The sequence below is a fragment of the Paenibacillus soyae genome, from assembly GCF_024623455.1.
GTDB classification, from domain to species: domain Bacteria; phylum Bacillota; class Bacilli; order Paenibacillales; family Paenibacillaceae; genus Pristimantibacillus; species Pristimantibacillus soyae.
In genome coordinates this window covers 32,393-50,727 of record NZ_JANIPJ010000026.1, presented here as the reverse complement: position 1 = coordinate 50,727, position 18,335 = coordinate 32,393, and the positions used below count along the sequence as shown (strand labels likewise).

General features: G+C 54.1%; 14 protein-coding genes. 11 read left to right on the top strand and 3 right to left on the bottom strand.

All coding sequences use genetic code 11. The annotated features are described in order from the left end of the window. Nucleotides 1-42: 42 nt before the first annotated feature. Together NQZ67_RS26235 and NQZ67_RS26230 are read left to right on the top strand one after the other, a co-directional pair. The gene (locus NQZ67_RS26235) at nt 43-1,206 is read left to right on the top strand and encodes a nucleotidyltransferase domain-containing protein (protein ID WP_257451824.1); all 1,164 of its coding nucleotides are present in this window, start codon (nt 43-45) and stop codon (nt 1,204-1,206) included. Between the two features lie 279 nt (nt 1,207-1,485). Beyond that, nucleotides 1,486-2,811 (top strand): alginate lyase family protein, encoded by a 1,326-nt coding sequence (locus tag NQZ67_RS26230; protein ID WP_257451822.1) that lies wholly within the window; start codon nt 1,486-1,488, stop codon nt 2,809-2,811. Nucleotides 2,812-3,053: 242 nt separating this feature from the next. On the opposite strand, the gene NQZ67_RS26225 is transcribed toward NQZ67_RS26230, so the two are convergent. Next, nucleotides 3,054-4,160, bottom strand: coding sequence for a hypothetical protein (locus NQZ67_RS26225; RefSeq protein WP_257451820.1), 1,107 nt, complete (start codon nt 4,158-4,160; stop codon nt 3,054-3,056). Nucleotides 4,161-4,368: 208 nt separating this feature from the next. Between NQZ67_RS26225 and NQZ67_RS26220 the strand changes: the two genes are divergently transcribed. The 3 genes from NQZ67_RS26220 to pelA all read left to right on the top strand — a co-directional run bounded on the left by NQZ67_RS26220 (nt 4,369) and on the right by pelA (nt 10,102). After that, on the top strand, nt 4,369-5,208 hold the full coding sequence (locus tag NQZ67_RS26220; protein ID WP_257451818.1) for a sugar phosphate isomerase/epimerase family protein: 840 nt from the start codon (nt 4,369-4,371) through the stop codon (nt 5,206-5,208). 187 nt (nt 5,209-5,395) lie between these two features. Further along, nucleotides 5,396-6,277 (top strand): AraC family transcriptional regulator, encoded by an 882-nt coding sequence (locus tag NQZ67_RS26215; protein WP_257451816.1) that lies wholly within the window; start codon nt 5,396-5,398, stop codon nt 6,275-6,277. Nucleotides 6,278-6,310: 33 nt separating this feature from the next. Then, complete coding sequence (gene pelA, locus NQZ67_RS26210; protein ID WP_257451814.1) at nt 6,311-10,102, top strand: pectate lyase; 3,792 nt, start codon at nt 6,311-6,313, stop codon at nt 10,100-10,102. A 79-nt stretch (nt 10,103-10,181) separates the two neighbouring features. On the opposite strand, the gene NQZ67_RS26205 is transcribed toward pelA, so the two are convergent. Continuing rightward, complete coding sequence (locus tag NQZ67_RS26205; RefSeq protein WP_257451811.1) at nt 10,182-10,571, bottom strand: DnaJ family domain-containing protein; 390 nt, start codon at nt 10,569-10,571, stop codon at nt 10,182-10,184. A 66-nt stretch (nt 10,572-10,637) separates the two neighbouring features. Next, nucleotides 10,638-10,808 (bottom strand): hypothetical protein, encoded by a 171-nt coding sequence (locus tag NQZ67_RS26200; RefSeq protein ID WP_257451809.1) that lies wholly within the window; start codon nt 10,806-10,808, stop codon nt 10,638-10,640. 229 nt (nt 10,809-11,037) lie between these two features. On the opposite strand from NQZ67_RS26200, the gene NQZ67_RS26195 reads away from it, so the two are divergent. The 6 genes from NQZ67_RS26195 to NQZ67_RS26170 all read left to right on the top strand — a co-directional run bounded on the left by NQZ67_RS26195 (nt 11,038) and on the right by NQZ67_RS26170 (nt 18,328). Next, complete coding sequence (locus tag NQZ67_RS26195) at nt 11,038-11,736, top strand: Na-translocating system protein MpsC family protein (RefSeq protein ID WP_306813074.1); 699 nt, start codon at nt 11,038-11,040, stop codon at nt 11,734-11,736. Between the two features lie 150 nt (nt 11,737-11,886). After that, complete coding sequence (locus NQZ67_RS26190; RefSeq protein ID WP_257451807.1) at nt 11,887-13,425, top strand: ATP-binding protein; 1,539 nt, start codon at nt 11,887-11,889, stop codon at nt 13,423-13,425. Nucleotides 13,426-13,702: 277 nt separating this feature from the next. After that, nucleotides 13,703-14,404 (top strand): Na-translocating system protein MpsC family protein, encoded by a 702-nt coding sequence (locus NQZ67_RS26185; protein ID WP_257451806.1) that lies wholly within the window; start codon nt 13,703-13,705, stop codon nt 14,402-14,404. A gap of 197 nt (nt 14,405-14,601) precedes the next feature. Continuing rightward, nucleotides 14,602-16,116 carry a malate:quinone oxidoreductase gene (locus NQZ67_RS26180; protein ID WP_257451880.1) on the top strand — a complete coding sequence of 505 codons (1,515 nt, stop codon included), beginning with the start codon at nt 14,602-14,604 and terminating at the stop codon, nt 16,114-16,116. Between the two features lie 635 nt (nt 16,117-16,751). Further along, complete coding sequence (locus NQZ67_RS26175; protein ID WP_257451805.1) at nt 16,752-17,951, top strand: ParM/StbA family protein; 1,200 nt, start codon at nt 16,752-16,754, stop codon at nt 17,949-17,951. Next, nucleotides 17,948-18,328, top strand: coding sequence for a hypothetical protein (locus NQZ67_RS26170; RefSeq protein WP_257451803.1), 381 nt, complete (start codon nt 17,948-17,950; stop codon nt 18,326-18,328). Before NQZ67_RS26175 ends, NQZ67_RS26170 begins: the two co-directional genes overlap by 4 nt. The last annotated feature ends 7 nt before the right edge of the window (nt 18,329-18,335 follow it).

The following is an 18,335-nucleotide window of genomic DNA, read 5'->3' as shown; positions in this document are numbered from 1 at the left end:
AAAGGCAGAGCTTGAATTGAAACACAAAGGAGTTCAATGGACATGATCTCGGAACCGACAAACGACCTTATGCCGGAATTACGGTTTGTAATTGCATGCTTGACCGTCGACCCGGATAAACGGCTTGAGCGTATGGAGGAGTTTCGTGCATGCAGTTTGGATTTTCACTTGGTCTATCAGCTGAGTATTCATCATCGAGTATATCCTTTGGTTTACCGTGCTTTGAAAGAGCTCACGCCCGATTGGATTCCAGAAAGTCTGCTGAAGGATTTATCCTCGGATTACAAGTGGAATACGATCCATATGGTCTTTCAGGAAAACGAGCTGGAGAAAATCCACCGGTTGTTTGATCAGGCTAACATCCGCTTGTTAAGCTTAAAAGGGCCTTTTTTGGCGGAGTGTATATACGGTGAAATTTCGCTCCGAACCTGTAAAGATATGGATGTCATGATTTCATTGGTCGATTTCGATGAGGCCAACCGGATTCTTGTCGAGCTTGGATATAAGCCTGATATCAAGAAGAAAATACTCAACAGCTGGAAATGGAACGATCATCATCTGTCATACATCCACCCTGGGAAAGGGCTTGAAGTGGAGCTGCATTGGCGCTTAAATCCGGAAATTGGATTTGAACCTTCCTTCGATGAGTTGTGGTCAAGGAGAAGAGTATTGGCCCAGAGGGGTGTCCCTTATATGGGCAGTGAAGATCTATTCATGTTTCTCGCAACGCACGGGGCCAGGCACGCCTGGTTTAGGTTGCGCTGGTTGATGGATATCGTGATGTTGCTGCGATCGGAGATCAATTGGGATTTGACACTTGCCCTCTGGAAAAAGTACCATGCGCTCATTCCAGGCGGACAGACGCTCTTGCTTGCAAACCGGCTGTTTGGCAGCCCCATCCCGGAGGTCGTCCGAGAGTTGGCCCACTCCTCTAAGTCGGAGGAGATGGCCGACAAGGCCATGGTTTTCATTACGGAGATGACCGATTTTACGGTCCTTCGGGAGCGCGCTGTTTTCTTCCGGAAATATCTTTACGGTCTCCGCACGGGAACTCAACGTTTCAGCTATATCCTGAGCCAGCTCTATCCCAATTGGCGGGATGCGGAGACGCTGCCTCTGCCCAAATCTCTGCACATATTGTATTTTCCGCTCAGGCCATTCTTGTTTTTGTACCGGAGATTGAAATTCGGAACCATGGAAGACTAAAAGCGAATGACTGATGTTAGTGGTCAATGGTCCCAAGCCATTGGCCTTTCTTCACTTTATGCGATTATGGAGAATGCACGATGCTGGTGAAATGGGAATTTATTTCAGAAGGAACTCTACGACTTAGTGGATATATTTACCGGCAATTGAACGTTCATTTTGGACAACAAGAGAAAAAGTAGCTGTATCTGCAAATGAGCGGATGTCTAATTATAGATTCTCTTGTAATTTCAAGAGATACCCCAAGATTCGGGTACTGTCGGAAGGAGAAACAAAGAATTGATAGTCTTGAAACGATTATGCAGTCTGATGGTCTTCCTTTGTTTGTTTTTTTCTCTCATTGCAGCTTGTAAAACGAATTCCGCCAAAGTGACGGAGGTTGTTCCTGAAGCTCCTTTGAGGTCAGCAGCTTCACCGGTTTCGCAATCTGACAATTCCTCGTTTGTTGCAAGTAAAATGCAACCTGGGATGCCGTTGATCTTAGCGGATCGGAATGGGCTTGCATCCTTTCGAGATAACTTGCCCCAAGAACTCGGATATAGTATGCAGATCTTGAAGTCCGCCGCCGAGAAAGCATTTAAAGAAGATCCGCCTTCGGTAACAGCCAAGACTTCACTTCCGGCAAGCGCCGATCCGCATGATTATGTTAGCTTCTCCATCTATTATTGGCCGGACCCGGCCAAGAAAGACGGCAAGCCCTACATCTTTAAAGACGGACATGTCAATCCGGAGTACGAGGACTCAACGAAATATGATTCGATCCGCATGAATCATATGATCACGATGGTTGATCAATTAAGTTACGCTTATACGCTGACAGGTGATCAATCTTATGCCGAGGCAGCGGCCAAGTTGTTGAAGGTGTGGTTTTTGAACGACGATACCAATATGAATCCGAACATGAAATTCGGCCAGGAAATACCCGGGAAAGCGAACGGATCGCCGAGCGGCATCATTGAGGGAAGGCGGTTCATTTCGGTAATCGACAGCGTACATATGATTGAAGGGTCAGATGCATGGACGGAAGCGGATGACCAAGGCATGAAAAAGTGGTTTCATGAATATGTGACATGGCTCCGAACAAGTGAGTTCGGAAAGCGTGCGGAACGCTCCAACAATAACAACGGTGTTTGGTATGATGCCATAACAGCTGCTTCCGCTTGGTTTTCCGGGGATGTGGACCTTGCCAGAACGATCGTTGAAGCAGCCAAAACTAATCGAATCGACAAACAGATCAAGCCTGACGGCACCATGCCGAGGGAATTGGAGAGGAACAAATCGCTGCAATCCACGGTTTCCAATTTAGAAGCCTTCATTACGCTTTCCAGGATCGGGGATATGGTGGGTGTGAATTTATGGGATTACACATCCGGTAGCGGCCAAAATCTCAAGAATGCGGTTCATTTTGTATTGCCTTCTATTCTCGGGCAAAAAAAGTGGGAATATAAGGATATTGGAGGGGCGAATCTGGGCCCGGGCTTTGCCCGCTATGTAAGCATGTGGGCATTGCACGATTCGGATGTAGATATGAATGAGGTCAAGGACCGCTTGCTGCAAAGCAAATACGGAATCGAACTAATTTCCACGATGTCATTCATGAAGTAATGAAGGAATGAACGGGCTCTGCTGACCGGTAAGGTCGACAGCTCCTTTTTTCTACAGAGTTTACCAAGAGCATGCTCAGTCAGTAGAAGGGCACCGAAAATGTCAAGTCAACTTAGAAGCACTTGCTGAAAGCGCCGGGCGTCATGCCATAATCATTAGCGCCGTGAATGCTCAGTTGTTCGGATTCGCACGCGAATGAGCCCAAAAGAAGAAGCCCCTTCGACTCGGAAGGGGCCTTACAACTACTTATCGGAAACCTCAGCTAAGGAATGCTCCAGCTCTGCGAACAGCTGCGAACGAAGACCGTCGACGATCGAAAAATCCGTAGCGGCCGTATGCAGGGCCTTGAGCTGGGCGTCTATGGCCTCGGCCTCCGCCAGATGGCCGGTTGCTTCCTTCATCTTCGCGGAGTAGAGCGACTTTATGGCAGCCAGTTCGTCCGCGTAAGTCTCATCCGTGCCCGGCGTCATCGCGCGCTCATAAACATCCAGAATCTCGTCGCCCTCCCTCTCGGGAAAGTATTCGTGAGGGGCCGTGCTGTCGAAGATAGCGGTGCTAAGCTCGGGAAAGATGAGCATGTCGAGGCTGTGCGGGTCGAGGCCGCAATGGAACACTTGGACCTGGACGCCGTTCATCTCCGCGCCGGCCGCCAGCTTCTTCAGCATGGTCGATTTGCCGGAGCCGGGTCTTCCCTTGATGAAGATCCTTCTTCTCAGCGATGCCGTTAAGTCTGGAATGAAATCGAAGGCGCCCTTCGGCGTGGCGGCCCCGAAAAACAAATGGCGTGTAACCCCTGGCGCTCCTTGCGGCTGGCCGGCGAATAGATCCTCCATGAGCTCCCAGACGATTTGATCGCATTTGGCGAAGTCCAGACTCTCGATATAATATTTTTCCCAATCGTCATGAATCCGCAGCGCGGCGCCATATCCCTCTAGGGCTTCGGAATAAGCGGCGGGGAACCTCTTGTGGAGCTCATCCAACATGTTCCGTTGCTCCGCGGACAATCGACTGAGGTCGAGGGCATCGACGAAATCGAAGAAGATCGTTTCGCCTGCCTCGATGCCCGAAACTCCCCCGCTGGCTTGCTCGTCGATAATGCCAACCCTCAAGTCCGTTGCGATAATGCCGTCCAGCTCGTCGGGGCGCAGAGGGGAGTGGAAGCACTGCACGTGCAGGCCTCTCTCCAGCAAGCTGTCCGCCAAGCCGCGAATAATGGTCGACTTGCCCGTCCCCGAAGGGCCTTGGAGGACAAATAACCGATTTAATCCCTGATAGGCGGATTCATACAAGAAATGGGCTCCGCGGGCCGTGTTGCCTCGGGCGAAGTAATGGGATGCCGTCTCTTTCATATTGAACACTCCTTTAGGTTTTTCATGACACTGATAAGGCTTACAGGAAATACGGGACTGCGAAATGCATAAGTACCTGGGATAATGCCTACGCCCAGCATATTCCGGGACAACGCAAGAGGTGTTTAGCAAATTTATGCTCAGAGCCAGTCGATATCAAGTATAATGGGAGGCATAGAAGAGACTAGTCGCAGAGAGGATGAGGGTCATGTCGGTTGGAGTATTGGCGCACTTGCTTGGAAAATTGCCTTATAAGGAGCTTGCCGGGAAGGTGGCGGAGCGGGGCTTCCCTTATGTTCAGCTGGCGCTGGCCAAAGCGTTCTCGGATGTGGATTCCGGACTGGGCAGGCTTAACCCGGGACTGGCGCAGGAAGTGGGCGGGGCATTCGCCGAACGGGGCGTTCGCATCGCGGTGCTGGGCTGCTACGCGAGCCTGGTTGAGCTGGATGACGAAGCTTACCGCCACAACGTAGACCGGTTCAAGGAGCAATTGCGGAACGCGAGGCACTTCGGAGCGCCGATCGTGGCGACGGAGGTCGGCGGCATGAAGGATCCGGAACTTCGTCCGCAGCATATGGAGCGGCTGAACCGGGCGCTGGAAGAGCTGGTCGAGGAAGCGGAGCGCTGGGGCGTGACGATCGGGCTGGAGGCGGCCCAGGGACATCTTATCGATTCGACGGAGACGCTGGCCGAAACCATTGAACGGTTCCCGTCCTCGTGCGTCGGCGTCGTGCTGGACCCATGCAATCTGATGAACCGGCAGCGGTTCGAGGAGCAGGACCGCACCATCCGGGAAGCCTTCCGCCTGCTCGGTGCAAGAGTGGTCAGCGCGCATGTGAAGGATCTGCGCCGCGGAGCGGATGGCTCCCTGAAGGAGACGGCGGCCGGCCTCGGCGAGCTGAACTATTCGCTGTTCTTCGAGCTGCTCGAGCAGTACAAGCCGTATGGCTTCGCGACGCTGGAAGCGGTAACCGAGGAGCAAATGGCGGAGGCGGCGCGGTTCATACGGGAAGGCCGCGCTGCGGCAAGACTTCAAACGCGGCAATAGGTACGGAAAGGAGAGAGCGCCCATTCGGCGCTCTTTTTTTGTGTTTTTTTGAAACGTGCGGGAGAAAGGAAAAAGCAATCTATGCATATAAACAAGACAAACCATGCATACAACATCCTCGGCAACCTGTGGTAAAGTTAGAACTACTTAAGACCAATCACAGGATAACCCGGGAGGTGGAAGGTGGATGACAACGAAGCGGGATCTGGCGATACTGCTTCAGTTAAACGATTTTTCGATGGATTGCAAGACGGATCTGAAGTATCCGAAACAGTTCCATTCCCATCCGGGCTACGAGCTGGTGTGGATGATGGAGGGCGAGGCGCAATATTCATTCGAAGACAAAGTTTATCAGGTAACCGGCGGACAGCTGCTGGTGTTCAAGGGCTCCGCGCTGCATAAGGTACATGTACATCCGGGCCATGCGTATAAGCGGTGCGTCATCCATTTCACCCGTCATTTTTTTGCCTTCGAACAGGAGGTATACGAGGAGTTTCAGCGCATGCTGGACCGCCTGGAATCTCCGCACTTCCTGCTCGCTCTCGAAGACCGGGATGCGGGCGTATTCCAAGGCATTATCGATCGCCTGTACAAGGAGAATCAGAGCGACGATCTGTGGGGGAAGAAAGGCGCGATCCAAATTTATTTGCTCGAGCTGCTGCTCTTCGTCTGCCGCGAATTCAGGCATAAGCGGCCGGGGACGGAGCGAAGCGTCCAAGGACCCTCCGACAGGGTGGACATGCTGGAAGCGGTGCTGCGGGAGCTGAACGCGGTATGGAATACGGCATGGAGCCTCGAGGGGCTGGCGGGACGGCTGCATATGAACAAGTTTTACTTGTGCCACTTCTTCAAGAAAGAGGTCGGCGTCACGATTCAGCAATACATCCTTCAGAAGCGGTTCCACGAGGCGCAGAAGCTGCTGATCAACACCGATATGCCGGTGCGGGAGGTCGCTGCCGCGGTTGGTTTTGTAAGCGATTCCAACTTTATTCGCAGCTTCAAGAAGCAGATGAAGACGACGCCCAAGCACTTCCGGGAATCGGCGGCGAGGCAGGATTACAAGCTGTAGCGTACATACCCAACGACTCGAAAGGAGATTCACATGAGCAAAAGCAAAATGAGGTTTGCAGGCAAAGTTTCTCTCGTATCCGTGCTGGCAGCGGCGAGCATAACCTCCGCGCTCGGAAACATACCTTTGGGCGACCGTCTTGGCCTTCAAGTGGCGTCGGCGGAGGCGGCGGAGCAAACGTCGTCCCCTGCCAAAGGAGATATCTACGAGGCGGAAGAAGCGGGAGCCATGGAAGGCATCATTATCGATACGAAGCATGCCGGCTATACGGGAGCGGGCTTCACGGATTACAATCCGAACGCGCCGGGCGGATACATCGAGTGGACCATCGACGTGCCGGCGGCGGGCGAATATACGCTGGAGTTCCGTTACGGGCACGGGGGCACGGACAAGCGGCCGGCCGCCATATCGGTTAACGGGGAAGTCGTGGAGGAGGAGCTGGCGTTCGATCCGACGGGAGATTGGACGAACTGGCTGACCATCTCGACGAAGGCGGAGCTGAAGGCTGGGAAGAACGTCATCCGCGCGACCGGCGCCGGAGCCAGCGGCGGGGCCAATATCGATCATATGAGGGTGTACCAAGAGATCGATATCGTAGCGGAAGCGGAAGAAGCGGACGCTATGGAAGGCGTCATTGTGGACACCAAGCATGCAGGCTATACAGGAGCAGGCTTTACTGACTATAACCCGAACGCTCCCGGCGGCTATCTGGAGTGGAAGATCGACATGCCGGCGGCAGGCGACTACACGCTGGAGTTCCGCTATGCGCACGGCGGTTCGGACAAGCGGCCGGCCGCCATATCGGTCAATGGCAAGGAAGCGGCGGCCGAGCTGGCGTTCGATCCGACCGGCGGCTGGGATGTTTGGCTGACGACCTCCATGCCGGTCTCTCTTCAAGAAGGGGAGAACGTCATTCGCGCCACCGGCGCTGGGGCGAGCGGAGGAGCGAATATTGACCATCTGCGAATTCATAACAAGCCGAATGGCGGCGAGGAGACGGCCCCTCTGGAGGTTGTGGAGCTGTCGGAGCTCGTCAGCGGCCTGCAGCTTAAGCAGTTGAAGGAGCTCGGTTTGATCGCAGGCGAAGAACGTCAGGATGATGAGCCCATATCGCGATTAGAGTGGATGTCGCTCGTGAACGATACGTTCGGCTTCGTCCATCAGGAACGGTTCGTCGGACTTGGGGTCGAGAAGAGCGTATGGGAGGTTTCTCTTGAAGAGTGGTATGCCTACGTATTCGAAGCGGCGAAGCAAGCCGGCTACGTGAAGGGCTTCCCGGACGGCACGATCCGGCCGGATGAGCCGATGACCCGGCAGGAAGTCGCCGTCATGGTGGCCGGCTTGCTGGACCTCGCGCCGAATCCGAAGGCGGCAGGCGGCTTCGGCAAGCTGCCGGACTGGAGCAATGGAGCGATAGGCGCGGTTGCGGCCGAAGGCTATATGACCGGCGCGGGAGGGGGCTTCAGTCCCGCTAAGCCATTCACGGTTGGCGAAGCGAAGGAGCTGGCCGCCGAGATCGCCAAGCGTCACGAAGTAGAGGCGCCTCGCGTTCGCATTGTAGCCGCGCAGGCGGTGGCGGACAATCTGGTCGCGGTGACGCTGAACAGCCGCTTCGACGCCTTCGACTTCGAAGATATCTCGATCAGCGTTCCGACGGGCAGCTGGGATACGCTGACGCCTAACCTGAAGGAGCTGCGCCTAAGCAGAGCCGCGCAGGGCGTGAACCGGCTCGGTCAGACGGTGCTCCTGTACGAAAGCCTCGATAAGTGGGACGGCGATGTCCGGTTCGAGGCCGAGGCCGCGGAGCCGAAGTTCACGGGAGACCTGGATGCGGCCACCCGGCAAGCGGATAACATGGTCTCGTGGCAGATGGAGCACGGCGGCTTCTCCAAGGCGATCGATTACAGCAAGCCGTGGGACGGCAAATCGAAGCGGTCGGAGTGGCAGGGGCCAAATGGCGAGGATCTGGGCATGATCGACAACGACGCGACCGTCAAAGAGCTGCAGTTCCTGGCCCAGATCTATCAGGAAACCGGCGATGCCGCGTACAAGGAAGCTATTCTGAAGGGCTTCGAGTTCCTGTTCTTGCTGCAGACGGATACGGGCGGCTTCCCGCAGGTGTATCCGAAGCGCGGCAACCCGGGCGACAACGTGCAGTATTCCAACGCGGTAACCTTCAACGATAACGCGATGATTAACGTCCTTGACCTGATGGAGGACGCGGCGGAGCGCAGCTATCCGTTCGGCGGTGATCTGATTAGCGATGAACTGGCAGCGAAGCTGAGAACTTCTATGGCAGACGGCTTGAATTACATTCTGAAGGCCCAAATCCAAGTTGACGGCCAGCTGCAAGGCTGGGGCGCGCAGCATGACCCCGTCACTTACGAAGCGGTTGGCGCTCGCGCGTACGAGCATGCTTCTCTATCCGGCTCCGAAGCGGTCGGCATTGTCCGCTATCTGATGGCAAGGCCCGATCAGACGCCGGAGATCAAGCGCGCGATTCAAGCGGCGCTTGCTTGGTTCGACGAAGTGAAGCTGGAGGGGATCCGGTACGTGAGCGCCGACCCGAACGGTGTCTACTTCGTGGAGGATCCGAATACGACGAGCTGGTACCGCTTCTACGAGATCGGCACGAACGAACCGATCTTCTCCGGCCGCGACGGCGTGAAGAAGCGGACGATTCAGGAAATCGAGCAGGAGCGCAGAGACGGGTATTCATGGGGCGGCAACTACGCGGAGCAGCTGCTCGAGACGGCGTCGACGACCGGATACTTCCCGGGACGCGTCTATGCGGAGGTGACGGCGGCCGCGTCCAAGGATGGAAGCGGGCGGACATTGGCGACAGGCGATATAAGGCAGGTGACCAGCTTGACGAAGCAGCTAAGTGAATTGCAGAACGAACTGACGGTAGCGCAGGACGGCACCGGAGATTACCGAACGGTTCAAGCGGCGATCGACGCCGTGCCGGCCGGCAACGGCGCGCCGGTTACGATTCATGTGAAGAACGGCATCTACAAGGAGGTTGTTCGAATTCCGAGCGACAAGCCGTTCATCACGCTGGTCGGCGAGGACAGCCAGAAAACCGTTATCACGTACGACAACTATTCGGGTCGGGATAACGGCGCAGGCGGCACGTTCGGCACGAGCGGCAGCGCGACGGCGTTCATACAGGCGAATGATGTGACGGTGCGTAATATGACGTTCGAGAACAGCACGGACGAGAGCAAGGTGACGGAGAAGGATAAGCAGGCGGTGGCGATGAACGTGCGCGGCGATCGCGTCTCGTTCGCGAATGTGCGCTTCCTGGGCAATCAGGATACGCTGCTGACTAACGGCGGCACGCAATACTTCAGCCAATGCTACATTGAGGGTGACGTCGACTTCATATTCGGCGGCTCGCGGGCGGTATTCGACGATTGCACGATCCATTCGCTGGACCGGGGCTCGGATACGAATAACGGCTACATTACGGCGGCAAGCACCTTGATCGAAGAGCCTTACGGCTATCTCATACTGAACAGCAGGCTGACGAGCGATGCGCCTGCGGGCACCGTCTATCTCGGCAGGCCATGGCATCCAAGCGGCAATCCGAACGCCATTGCGAGCGTAGTCTTCATGAACACCGAGATGGGGCCGCATATTAAGGATGAGCCGTGGACGGATATGTCCGGCTTCTCCTGGAAGGAAGCCCGGTTCGCGGAGTATAAGAACACGGGAGAGGGCGCCGTCGTGAACGAGTTCCGCAAGCAGCTTACGGACGAGGAAGCGGCGGAGTGGACAGTCGAGAACGTGCTGAAGGGCTGGGATCCGAAGCAAGCGGAATAGCGGGCGACGGAGGATATTCAAGTACACGAAAAAAGGGCGGCGCAGGAGATCATCCTGTGCCGCCCTTTTCTCCATAAGCTTAGGACCCGTTCTCGTCATCCGTCAGCTTCTGCTGAAGCTTGCGCTCATACTCATCGAACGCCCCGAGCGACTGCCAGCCGCGCTCAGCCATAAGCGACTCGTAGCGAAGCCTCTTGAGCGACAGCTCTCGCTCCAGCCTCTCGCGTTCTCCATCGTTCCGGCAAGCGGAAAGCAGGTCGCCGAGGGTGACCATCTCCTTGCGAAGCTGCATCTCCTCGGGAAGCGCCCCGGCGTTCTTAAGAAGCTTGTAGCTGATCCGAAGCTCCTCCGGGATGCCCTCCAGCTCATCCGGCGGAAGCGGCTTGCCCATGCCGGGCAGATTGTCGAACTCCCCGCGGCGGATCGCCTCGCGTATTCGTTCTTCCGCGATCATGCGCATAATATCCATTGTCTTCAGCTCCTCGGATCACTCGGATGATTGTAGCCTATCCTTATTCGCAAGGCCGAATACGGCTTAATTGTCGCTTCCGGCATGCCGTTCGGGCCTCGGAAGCTCCTCCCTCATCTGTTGTTCCAACTCGCTCGCCTTGTCCTTGTTAGCCGAAGCCATCAGCTTCGCTATGCCTATGACCATCAAAACGCCTAACAGTACAGGCACGACGGCGATCCACATCCATCCGTTCATTCCTCGAACCATCCTCTGCGATTACGTCGAATACCTCCTATTATACTCTCTCTGCACACCCGATTGAAGAGCTGCCCGAGGCTAACCTTGCCAAGAGCATGCATAAGGGCCCCCCCATATTTGCAAAATATAAGGAATTGGTAGGTTGAACCGCTTCCAATAACTAGGTTACAATAAAAAGCGGGTGGAAGAAATGACGCTTTCACCTCCGTAAGAAGGATGAGTGCTGTTGGAGCTTGATCGAAAAGCCGAAATCGAATTGGCGAGCCACGCGGGCAGAGTGCTGAGGGAATCCTTAGGCAAAGGCCCGCAATTTATCCATGTCTCGATACGCCGGCCCTTTGTCGTCTTCTACATGCGGGGACTATTGTCTCCGACCGAGAAGATCCTGCTCGAGCAGGATCAGGTATTCTCTGTCCAGCATACGCGGGATTTACTAATGAAGACGCTTATACCCGAGCTGAAAGCCTATACCTCATTGATCGCGGGTATGAATCTGCAGGAGTTTTATTATGACTGGGGCTTGCACAATCAATCCGCCGTGTTCGTGGGCATCGAATCGGATGATGGACGTTACGAATCGCTAAGCGGTGAGACGTTTACCGGCAAGCAAGCGCTGGAGCAGGAAATTGCGCACATAAGTCAGCTTGTCCAGAAAGCCCCGGAAGGTATCTACTCCTGCATGCTTAACGAACGAACGCTTCTCGTCGTGCGGAACGGCATTCTGATCAGCATCGAGAAGGAATTGATCCGGCTCGGCTATGAAGGGAATTTGAAGATAGCCAAGCGCAACTTGGAGAAGCAGCATTTGCATAACAACGGCCATTTCGAAAGCATGTTGAAGGCCAGGGTGATCGACGCGTATGCGGACTGGGATTTCCAGCTCGACAAAAGCGTCATCGTGTTTATCCTGAATCCCAAACCATAACCAGGCAGCAATGCTCCAGAGATCGCGCTGGACATAAGCCTAGATAAAAGCTGATTGTGCAGCTTTTATTTAGGCTTTTTTATTTTACCTGCGGTCGTTAGCCAATGATGGACGAGTTCTACATTCAAGCATCGAAAGAAGGGACGAACATTGTCTGTATCAAATGGAAGTGAAGGGGTCACGGAATCCGACTTGGCGCTGGACCGTCTGGCTTCGGTCGGGCAGATCGCGATGGGTATCGCCCATGAGGTCAAGAATCCTTTGACGGCGGTGAAAGGCTTTCTTCAACTGATGATGAAGAACGAGTCCTCGCATAAGTACCTCGATTATGCGTATACGGAGCTCGAGAACGCGCTCGACACCCTGCAGAATCTCTTGCATGTGTCCAAGCCGGACATGGAGAATGAACCGATCGACGCCATCAATTTAAGCGCGGAGCTGGAAGCGCTGCTGTATCTCTTCCAAGAGCAATCTTATCAGATCGCCATACATAAACAATTCGCGGATACGAGCGTGAGAATCTACGGGAAACGAAACCAGCTGAAAAAAGCGTTGTTCAACCTTTTGAAAAACGCCTTTGAAGCGATCGAGGACGAAGGAAGCATCACAATTAAGCATTATGTGTCCGATCAGCATCTCATGGTTTCGGTCGCGGATACCGGAGTGGGGATCCCTCAGGAAAAAATCAATATGCTCGGCACGCCTTTCTACACGTCCAAGACGCAAGGTACCGGTATGGGATTGGCACAGGTATTCTCTTCCGTGTATGAGCATAGCGGCAAGATCAGGGTAAGGAGCGAGGTGGGGAGCGGAACGGAATTCGCGTTACAGTTTCCAATCGAGAATACGAGCGGGCAGGGGGATGTCATCATGAACCTGATCTATACGGAAGGTCAGAATTTTTCGCAATTCTACTCGGCGAATCAAGAGTCTTTCATGCAAGCCCTTCTGTTGCAAGGGCAAGGGAGGGAAGTGCTGGACAAGGTCCGAGAAGCGGACCCGGAAGATGTCCTGGAATCCGCCCGGAAGATTGTCGCCCTGCTCAACGGCGGTGACGAACACGGCTTGATTACGCACGCCAAAGAGCGCGGGAGAAGCTGGGCAAGCTATCATTTGGACCTGATATCGAAGCTGGATTGGATTCAGCTATTGCGCAGAACGTACTGGCATTTTCTCTGTCATTACTGCTCGCATGTCGAGCGATCTCCGATGGAATTTTTCGAGCTGGAGCGTCAGGTGAATGACCATTTCGACCTCTACTTGAAGCATTTCGCCTCCAGCTATTCGGAGTATCATAACGAATCGCTGCTCTCGCAACGGGAGGTCATCGAGGAGCTGTCGGTTCCCGTTATTCCGCTTTTCGACCATTTGGCGATTCTGCCGATCGTCGGCACGCTGGATGCGCTCCGGGCGAAGAGGCTGCAAGAGCAGATTCTCGTCCGCATCTACGAGATGAGGATTAAACATATCGTCATTGACTTATCCGGCGCCGCCTTCTTGGATGCGGACATCGTCTCGCGTTTCTTCAAAATCGTGAATGGCATCGCTATTCAGGGCTGCAAAGCGACTATTACGGGGATACATCCGGAAATGACGAAGACGATTTTGGAATTAGGAATTGCGCTGCATGAGAAGATCGAGACGAGAACAACTCTGCAGCAGGCTATCGAGGAGTACGGTAACGCGTGAACTAAGCGGGAACTCTTGCTAAATGATGATGAAATGATTAAAATAAATTTGGGCAAAAGATATAGCGCTTTTGCCTTACGGAATGATGCGGGGAAACCCGCGAACAGGGTAGACCAACTAGCACTATACACGAGCTTGGCAGTAATGAGCCAGAGGTTGAGCTGGACATAAGCCTGAATAAAAGCCGCTTTTGCGACCTTTTATTTGGGCTTTTTTTCTTTTCCGGGCCTGTTCTGCGCAGGCAGTGTCCAAATCCCCGAGATCGAGGATGAATGGTTTGAATACGAATGAACATCATGTACAGAATGAAATCGCAAGTCACATGGGAAAGCTTCTTCGGGACGCTTTCGGCAAAGGACCGCAGTCTATTCATGTCAGCATCGGCGGGCCGTTCCTTATCATCTATCTGCGCCACTTTCTAACGCCGACGGAGCGGATACTGCTGGAGCAGGGGCAGATCTTCGCCGTTAAGCATACAAGAGCGATTGTGATGAAGTCCTTGATTCCCGAGATTAAGGCGTATCTGCTGCTGCTTACCGGCATGCATGTATCCGAGTTTTATTATGATTGGGACCTGCAGCATCAGTCGGGCGTCATCGTGGGGCGTCAGCGGGAAGAAGAGCCCTTCGCCGCGCTTTCGCAAGAAGGCTACGAAGGACGGGAGCAGCTTCACCAAGAGATCGAGGCGATTAGTCATCGTGTCCAGAAAAAGCCGGATCTTATCGAATCCTTCCTGATTAACAGACGAACGCTGCTTGTCGTGCGCAGCGGGATTCTGATCGACATAGGCAAGGAGCTGATTCGGCTGGGAGATGAAGCCCATCTTAAGCAGGCGGTGCAGAATCTCGAGAAAAAGCAGTTTCGGAATAATTCGCGATTTAATCAGATCCTGAAGACGAAAGTGCTTGATGTTTTTGTCGATTGGAATTTCGGGCGGGACCGCAGCGTCATCGTGTTTATCGTCAGCCCGAAAGCGTAAGGAAAACCAAAGCCCAACCCCTCGCATATGAATAAATATGCAGGGGCGGTGATGGTTTTTTTTATTGCCCTGATTTTTATTTTTTATCATGTTGTGTACGTTTTCTGACTTTTTGCGCAGCAGCGGGCTATGAGCGAAATTTACCGGTTTTTAAAAACCGTGCAACTATTCTATAATAGAATATATCTCAATTTATAATAAGGACGGTTAATATGAGTAACGAACAAACAAGCACAGACGTCATCTTAATTGGCGCCGGCATCATGAGCGCGACACTGGGCGCTCTGCTGAAGGAATTGGCGCCCGATTGGAAAATCAGGGTGTTCGAGAAGCTGTCGAAGGCCGGTGAAGAAAGCTCGAACGAATGGAATAACGCGGGGACGGGGCATGCCGCGTTATGCGAGCTTAACTACACAAGCGAGAAACCGGACGGGTCCATAGATATCAGCAAAGCGATTAAAGTCAATGAAGAGTACCAGGTGTCCAAGCAGTTCTGGTCTTACCTGGTGGAGAGCAAGCTGATCCGCAACCCGCAGGACTTTATTATGCCCCTGCCGCATATGAGCTTTGTGCACGGCGAGAAGAATGTCGCCTATCTGAAGAAGCGTTACGAAGCGATGACCGCCAATCCGTTGTTCGAGGGAATGGAATTTTCGGATGATCCGGCAACCTTGAAGAAATGGATTCCGCTCATGATGAACGAGCGCGCGTCGAAGGAGCCGATCGCGGCCACGAAGATCGACACGGGTACGGACGTCAACTTCGGCGCTTTAACGCGAATGCTGTTCGATCACTTGAAGACCAAGAACGTAGAGATTAATTACAAGCACAGCGTGGACAATATGAGACGCGCGAACGACGGCTCGTGGGAGCTGAAGGTGCGGAATGTCGACTCGGGCGTCGTAGAGCGCCATAAGGCCAAGTTTGTGTTCATCGGCAGCGGCGGCGGAAGCCTGCATCTGCTGCAGAAATCCGGCATTCCGGAAGGAAGAGGCATCGGCGGCTTCCCGGTCAGCGGACTCTTCATGGTATGCACCAATCCGGAAGTAGCGGAGCAGCATCACGCCAAAGTGTATGGCAAAGCTCCGGTAGGCGCGCCGCCAATGTCCGTGCCGCATCTGGATACGCGATATATCGACAACAAGAAATCGCTGTTATTCGGGCCGTTCGCCGGCTTCTCGCCAAAGTTCTTGAAAACAGGCTCCATGTTCGACCTGATCACCTCGGTAAAACCGTATAATGTCGTCACGATGCTATCGGCCGGTGTCAAGGAAATGGGATTGACCAAATACCTGATCGAGCAGGTCATGTTGTCCAAGGAGAAGCGGATGGAGGCGCTGCGGGAGTTTATTCCGAACGCCAAGAGCGAGGATTGGGATCTGGTCGTAGCGGGTCAGCGCGTACAGGTGATCAAGGATACGCCGACCGGCAGAGGCACGCTGCAGTTCGGCACGGAAGTCATCAGCGCCGCCGATGGCTCGATCGCCGCGCTGCTCGGCGCTTCTCCGGGCGCTTCGACGGCCGTATCCGTCATGCTGGAGGTCATTAACCGCTGCTTCCCGCAGCACATCAAGGAATGGGAGCCGAAGCTGAAGAAGATGATACCTTCGTACGGGGTGAAGCTGCTTCAGAATCCAGAGCTGATTCACGAGATCCATACGTCGACGGCTCGTACGCTCGGTCTAGCAGGCGAGCTGCAGAGAGCGAAGTAGATGAGAAGAAACCGTTCCGCGGTAAGGCGGAACGGTTTTTTTTGTTGATTGTGTAGTTATGCATCGCCGAGAAGGGGAATGACGCTTGAAGTTGTTCCGGCGGCATTGGGAGTTGTAGGGGAATAGCGGCATAAATGGAGTTATTCCTAAACAACGACAGGCTTCCGCTCAAATAGCGGCATAAACGGCACTAAATCCTTAGAAAATGAGGGCGAGTCCTGAATAGGGAGCTATTAACCGTATTTTTTGCCGCTATTTGGCGATATAAAGAAGTTTCTGTAGAAATAGCAGTAAAATTGCCGTTATTCCAAAACAGCGCCGTCTCATCGGGTGAGTGAGGGCTTGGAATTCCGAGCTGTTCTGTCGCAAGGAAGTTTAAACCCTAAACGGTAAGCTTTAAAGCTTAAAAGTCGAAGGTTAAACGTTAACGTTTAAAGGGTAAAGTTTAAACTTTAAATCTTAAAGGATAGTAAGTATTTTTCGCCATCCAGGCTAGAATGGCAGGTTGTTATTTGCCGGTTGCTGTCGCATTATCATGGAAAATATATTTATGAAAATCTTCTAATTTTCCCCATAAACAAGCCCTGATCTACGAAACTATTTATATATCAAGTAGGTTGGGGGAGATCGATAGTATGGCCAAACAAGAAAGTCTTGCCACCACCATCACGTTAGCAATCGATAATGGAAGCAGTCACATAAAAGGCATTTACGATGATTTGAATAACACCTTCATTTTCCCGAATGTGGTCGCGCAGCCGTTCGGCGAACGCTACTTCTTAATGGATCAAGGGGATCCGCTTGATTTTCTCGATGTGCAGATTACTTCGCCCGCGATCCAGACGGAGCAGTACCGACATGTCTATGTAGGCAACCTGGCCATCGGCGACGGAGGCATCGTTCACGAGATCATCGGCGACAAGGCGGTTCAGAAGAAAGCGCAGCGGCAGGAAACGATGGTGACGCTGCTCACGGCCGCGGCTTACGCGATCGCGTCGAAGCATGAGGATGACATCAAGCGGGGCAAGAAGCGAATCCGGGCCAAGGTTAATCTTGGGACAGGCCTGCCGATTCAGGAAATCGCGAAGTTCCGCGAAGAATACGCGGAGAAGATCATGTCGGGCATCCACACCGTCTCGTTCGTCACGACGCCGGTCTTCAAAGGCGTGACGGTGGAGATGGAGATGGTGCTGCCGACCGATATAAGCATCGACGACGTCTCCGGCGTTTACGATATGGAGGCGTCCTCCAAGGCGCATCTCGCGGCCAAAGGGTTCGGCATCGCCGACGTCGGCGGCGTGGATATGGATATCGCCTTCTTCCGGCCGGGACTCGATCTGGACCAGCGTCTCTCGACCGGCGCGAAGATCTACCTGAATAACGCGCTGGAGAACATCCGGAACGAAGTGAACGCGCAGGGCGAGGAGCTCATCTCCAGCACGGCGGAGCTTACGCTCATGCTGGTGAATAAAGAATACGCGATTTACGCCGAAGGCAAGGTCGCGTTCGATATGACCGAGCTCGTAAACCGCCATATGCGGATTCTCGCGGAGAAGGTGCTGAAGTACGCCCGCAACGCGTGGAAGCATGCCCGTTACGCGGGAGAGTTCTGGTTCATCGGCGGAGGCTCCGTCGTGCTGCAGCCGTGGATCGAGAGATTGAACGCGGAGCTTGGCTTGCCGCTTCGCTTCGACAACTCGGATTACAGCCAGTTCCGCAATGTCCGGGGAACCTTCTTCCTGTTGTCCCACGCGCTTGGAGCGGGCTCGGAGGCTGCGGCCGACGTGGAAGAAGCGGCGCCGCCCGAGAATCTCGACGGGAGCGGTAAGGATTGAAGAAACGTCGCCAGATGGTCATGGTGGCGCCCGGCAAGGATGTGACGCTGTACATCCCGTCGGATACGCCGCCTGAGGTCATTCGTTATTTGAACAGGCTCAAGGCGGAAGGCGTCTTCAGTCAGGGCATTATGGATATTCTGAATGAACATATCCTTGGGCGGAAGGCGGCAGCGGCAGCGGCAGAAGGGTTTGACTCGGAAGCCGGCTCCGCGCCTTGGGACGCATGGATCGACGAGTCTGCCGCCGCAGCCATGGAAGAAGCTCCCGAGCCGGAGCCATCCGCCCCCGACTTCGCGCCGGAGCCTCCGAAGCCGTTCAGCCCGGAGGATATTATCCGGCAGGCGACGCGGAATGCGGGCAAGCTGCTTGGTTGACCGGAAG

Coding starts and splice junctions, on each gene's coding strand:
- pelA (WP_257451814.1), top strand. CDS start 6,311: ATGAGCAAAAGCAAAATGAGGTTTGCAGGCAAAGTTTCTCTCGTATCC.
- NQZ67_RS26205 (WP_257451811.1), bottom strand. CDS start 10,571: ATGGATATTATGCGCATGATCGCGGAAGAACGAATACGCGAGGCGATC.
- NQZ67_RS26200 (WP_257451809.1), bottom strand. CDS start 10,808: ATGAACGGATGGATGTGGATCGCCGTCGTGCCTGTACTGTTAGGCGTT.
- NQZ67_RS26215 (WP_257451816.1), top strand. CDS start 5,396: ATGACAACGAAGCGGGATCTGGCGATACTGCTTCAGTTAAACGATTTT.
- NQZ67_RS26225 (WP_257451820.1), bottom strand. CDS start 4,160: ATGAAAGAGACGGCATCCCATTACTTCGCCCGAGGCAACACGGCCCGC.
- NQZ67_RS26235 (WP_257451824.1), top strand. CDS start 43: ATGATCTCGGAACCGACAAACGACCTTATGCCGGAATTACGGTTTGTA.
- NQZ67_RS26175 (WP_257451805.1), top strand. CDS start 16,752: ATGGCCAAACAAGAAAGTCTTGCCACCACCATCACGTTAGCAATCGAT.
- NQZ67_RS26220 (WP_257451818.1), top strand. CDS start 4,369: ATGTCGGTTGGAGTATTGGCGCACTTGCTTGGAAAATTGCCTTATAAG.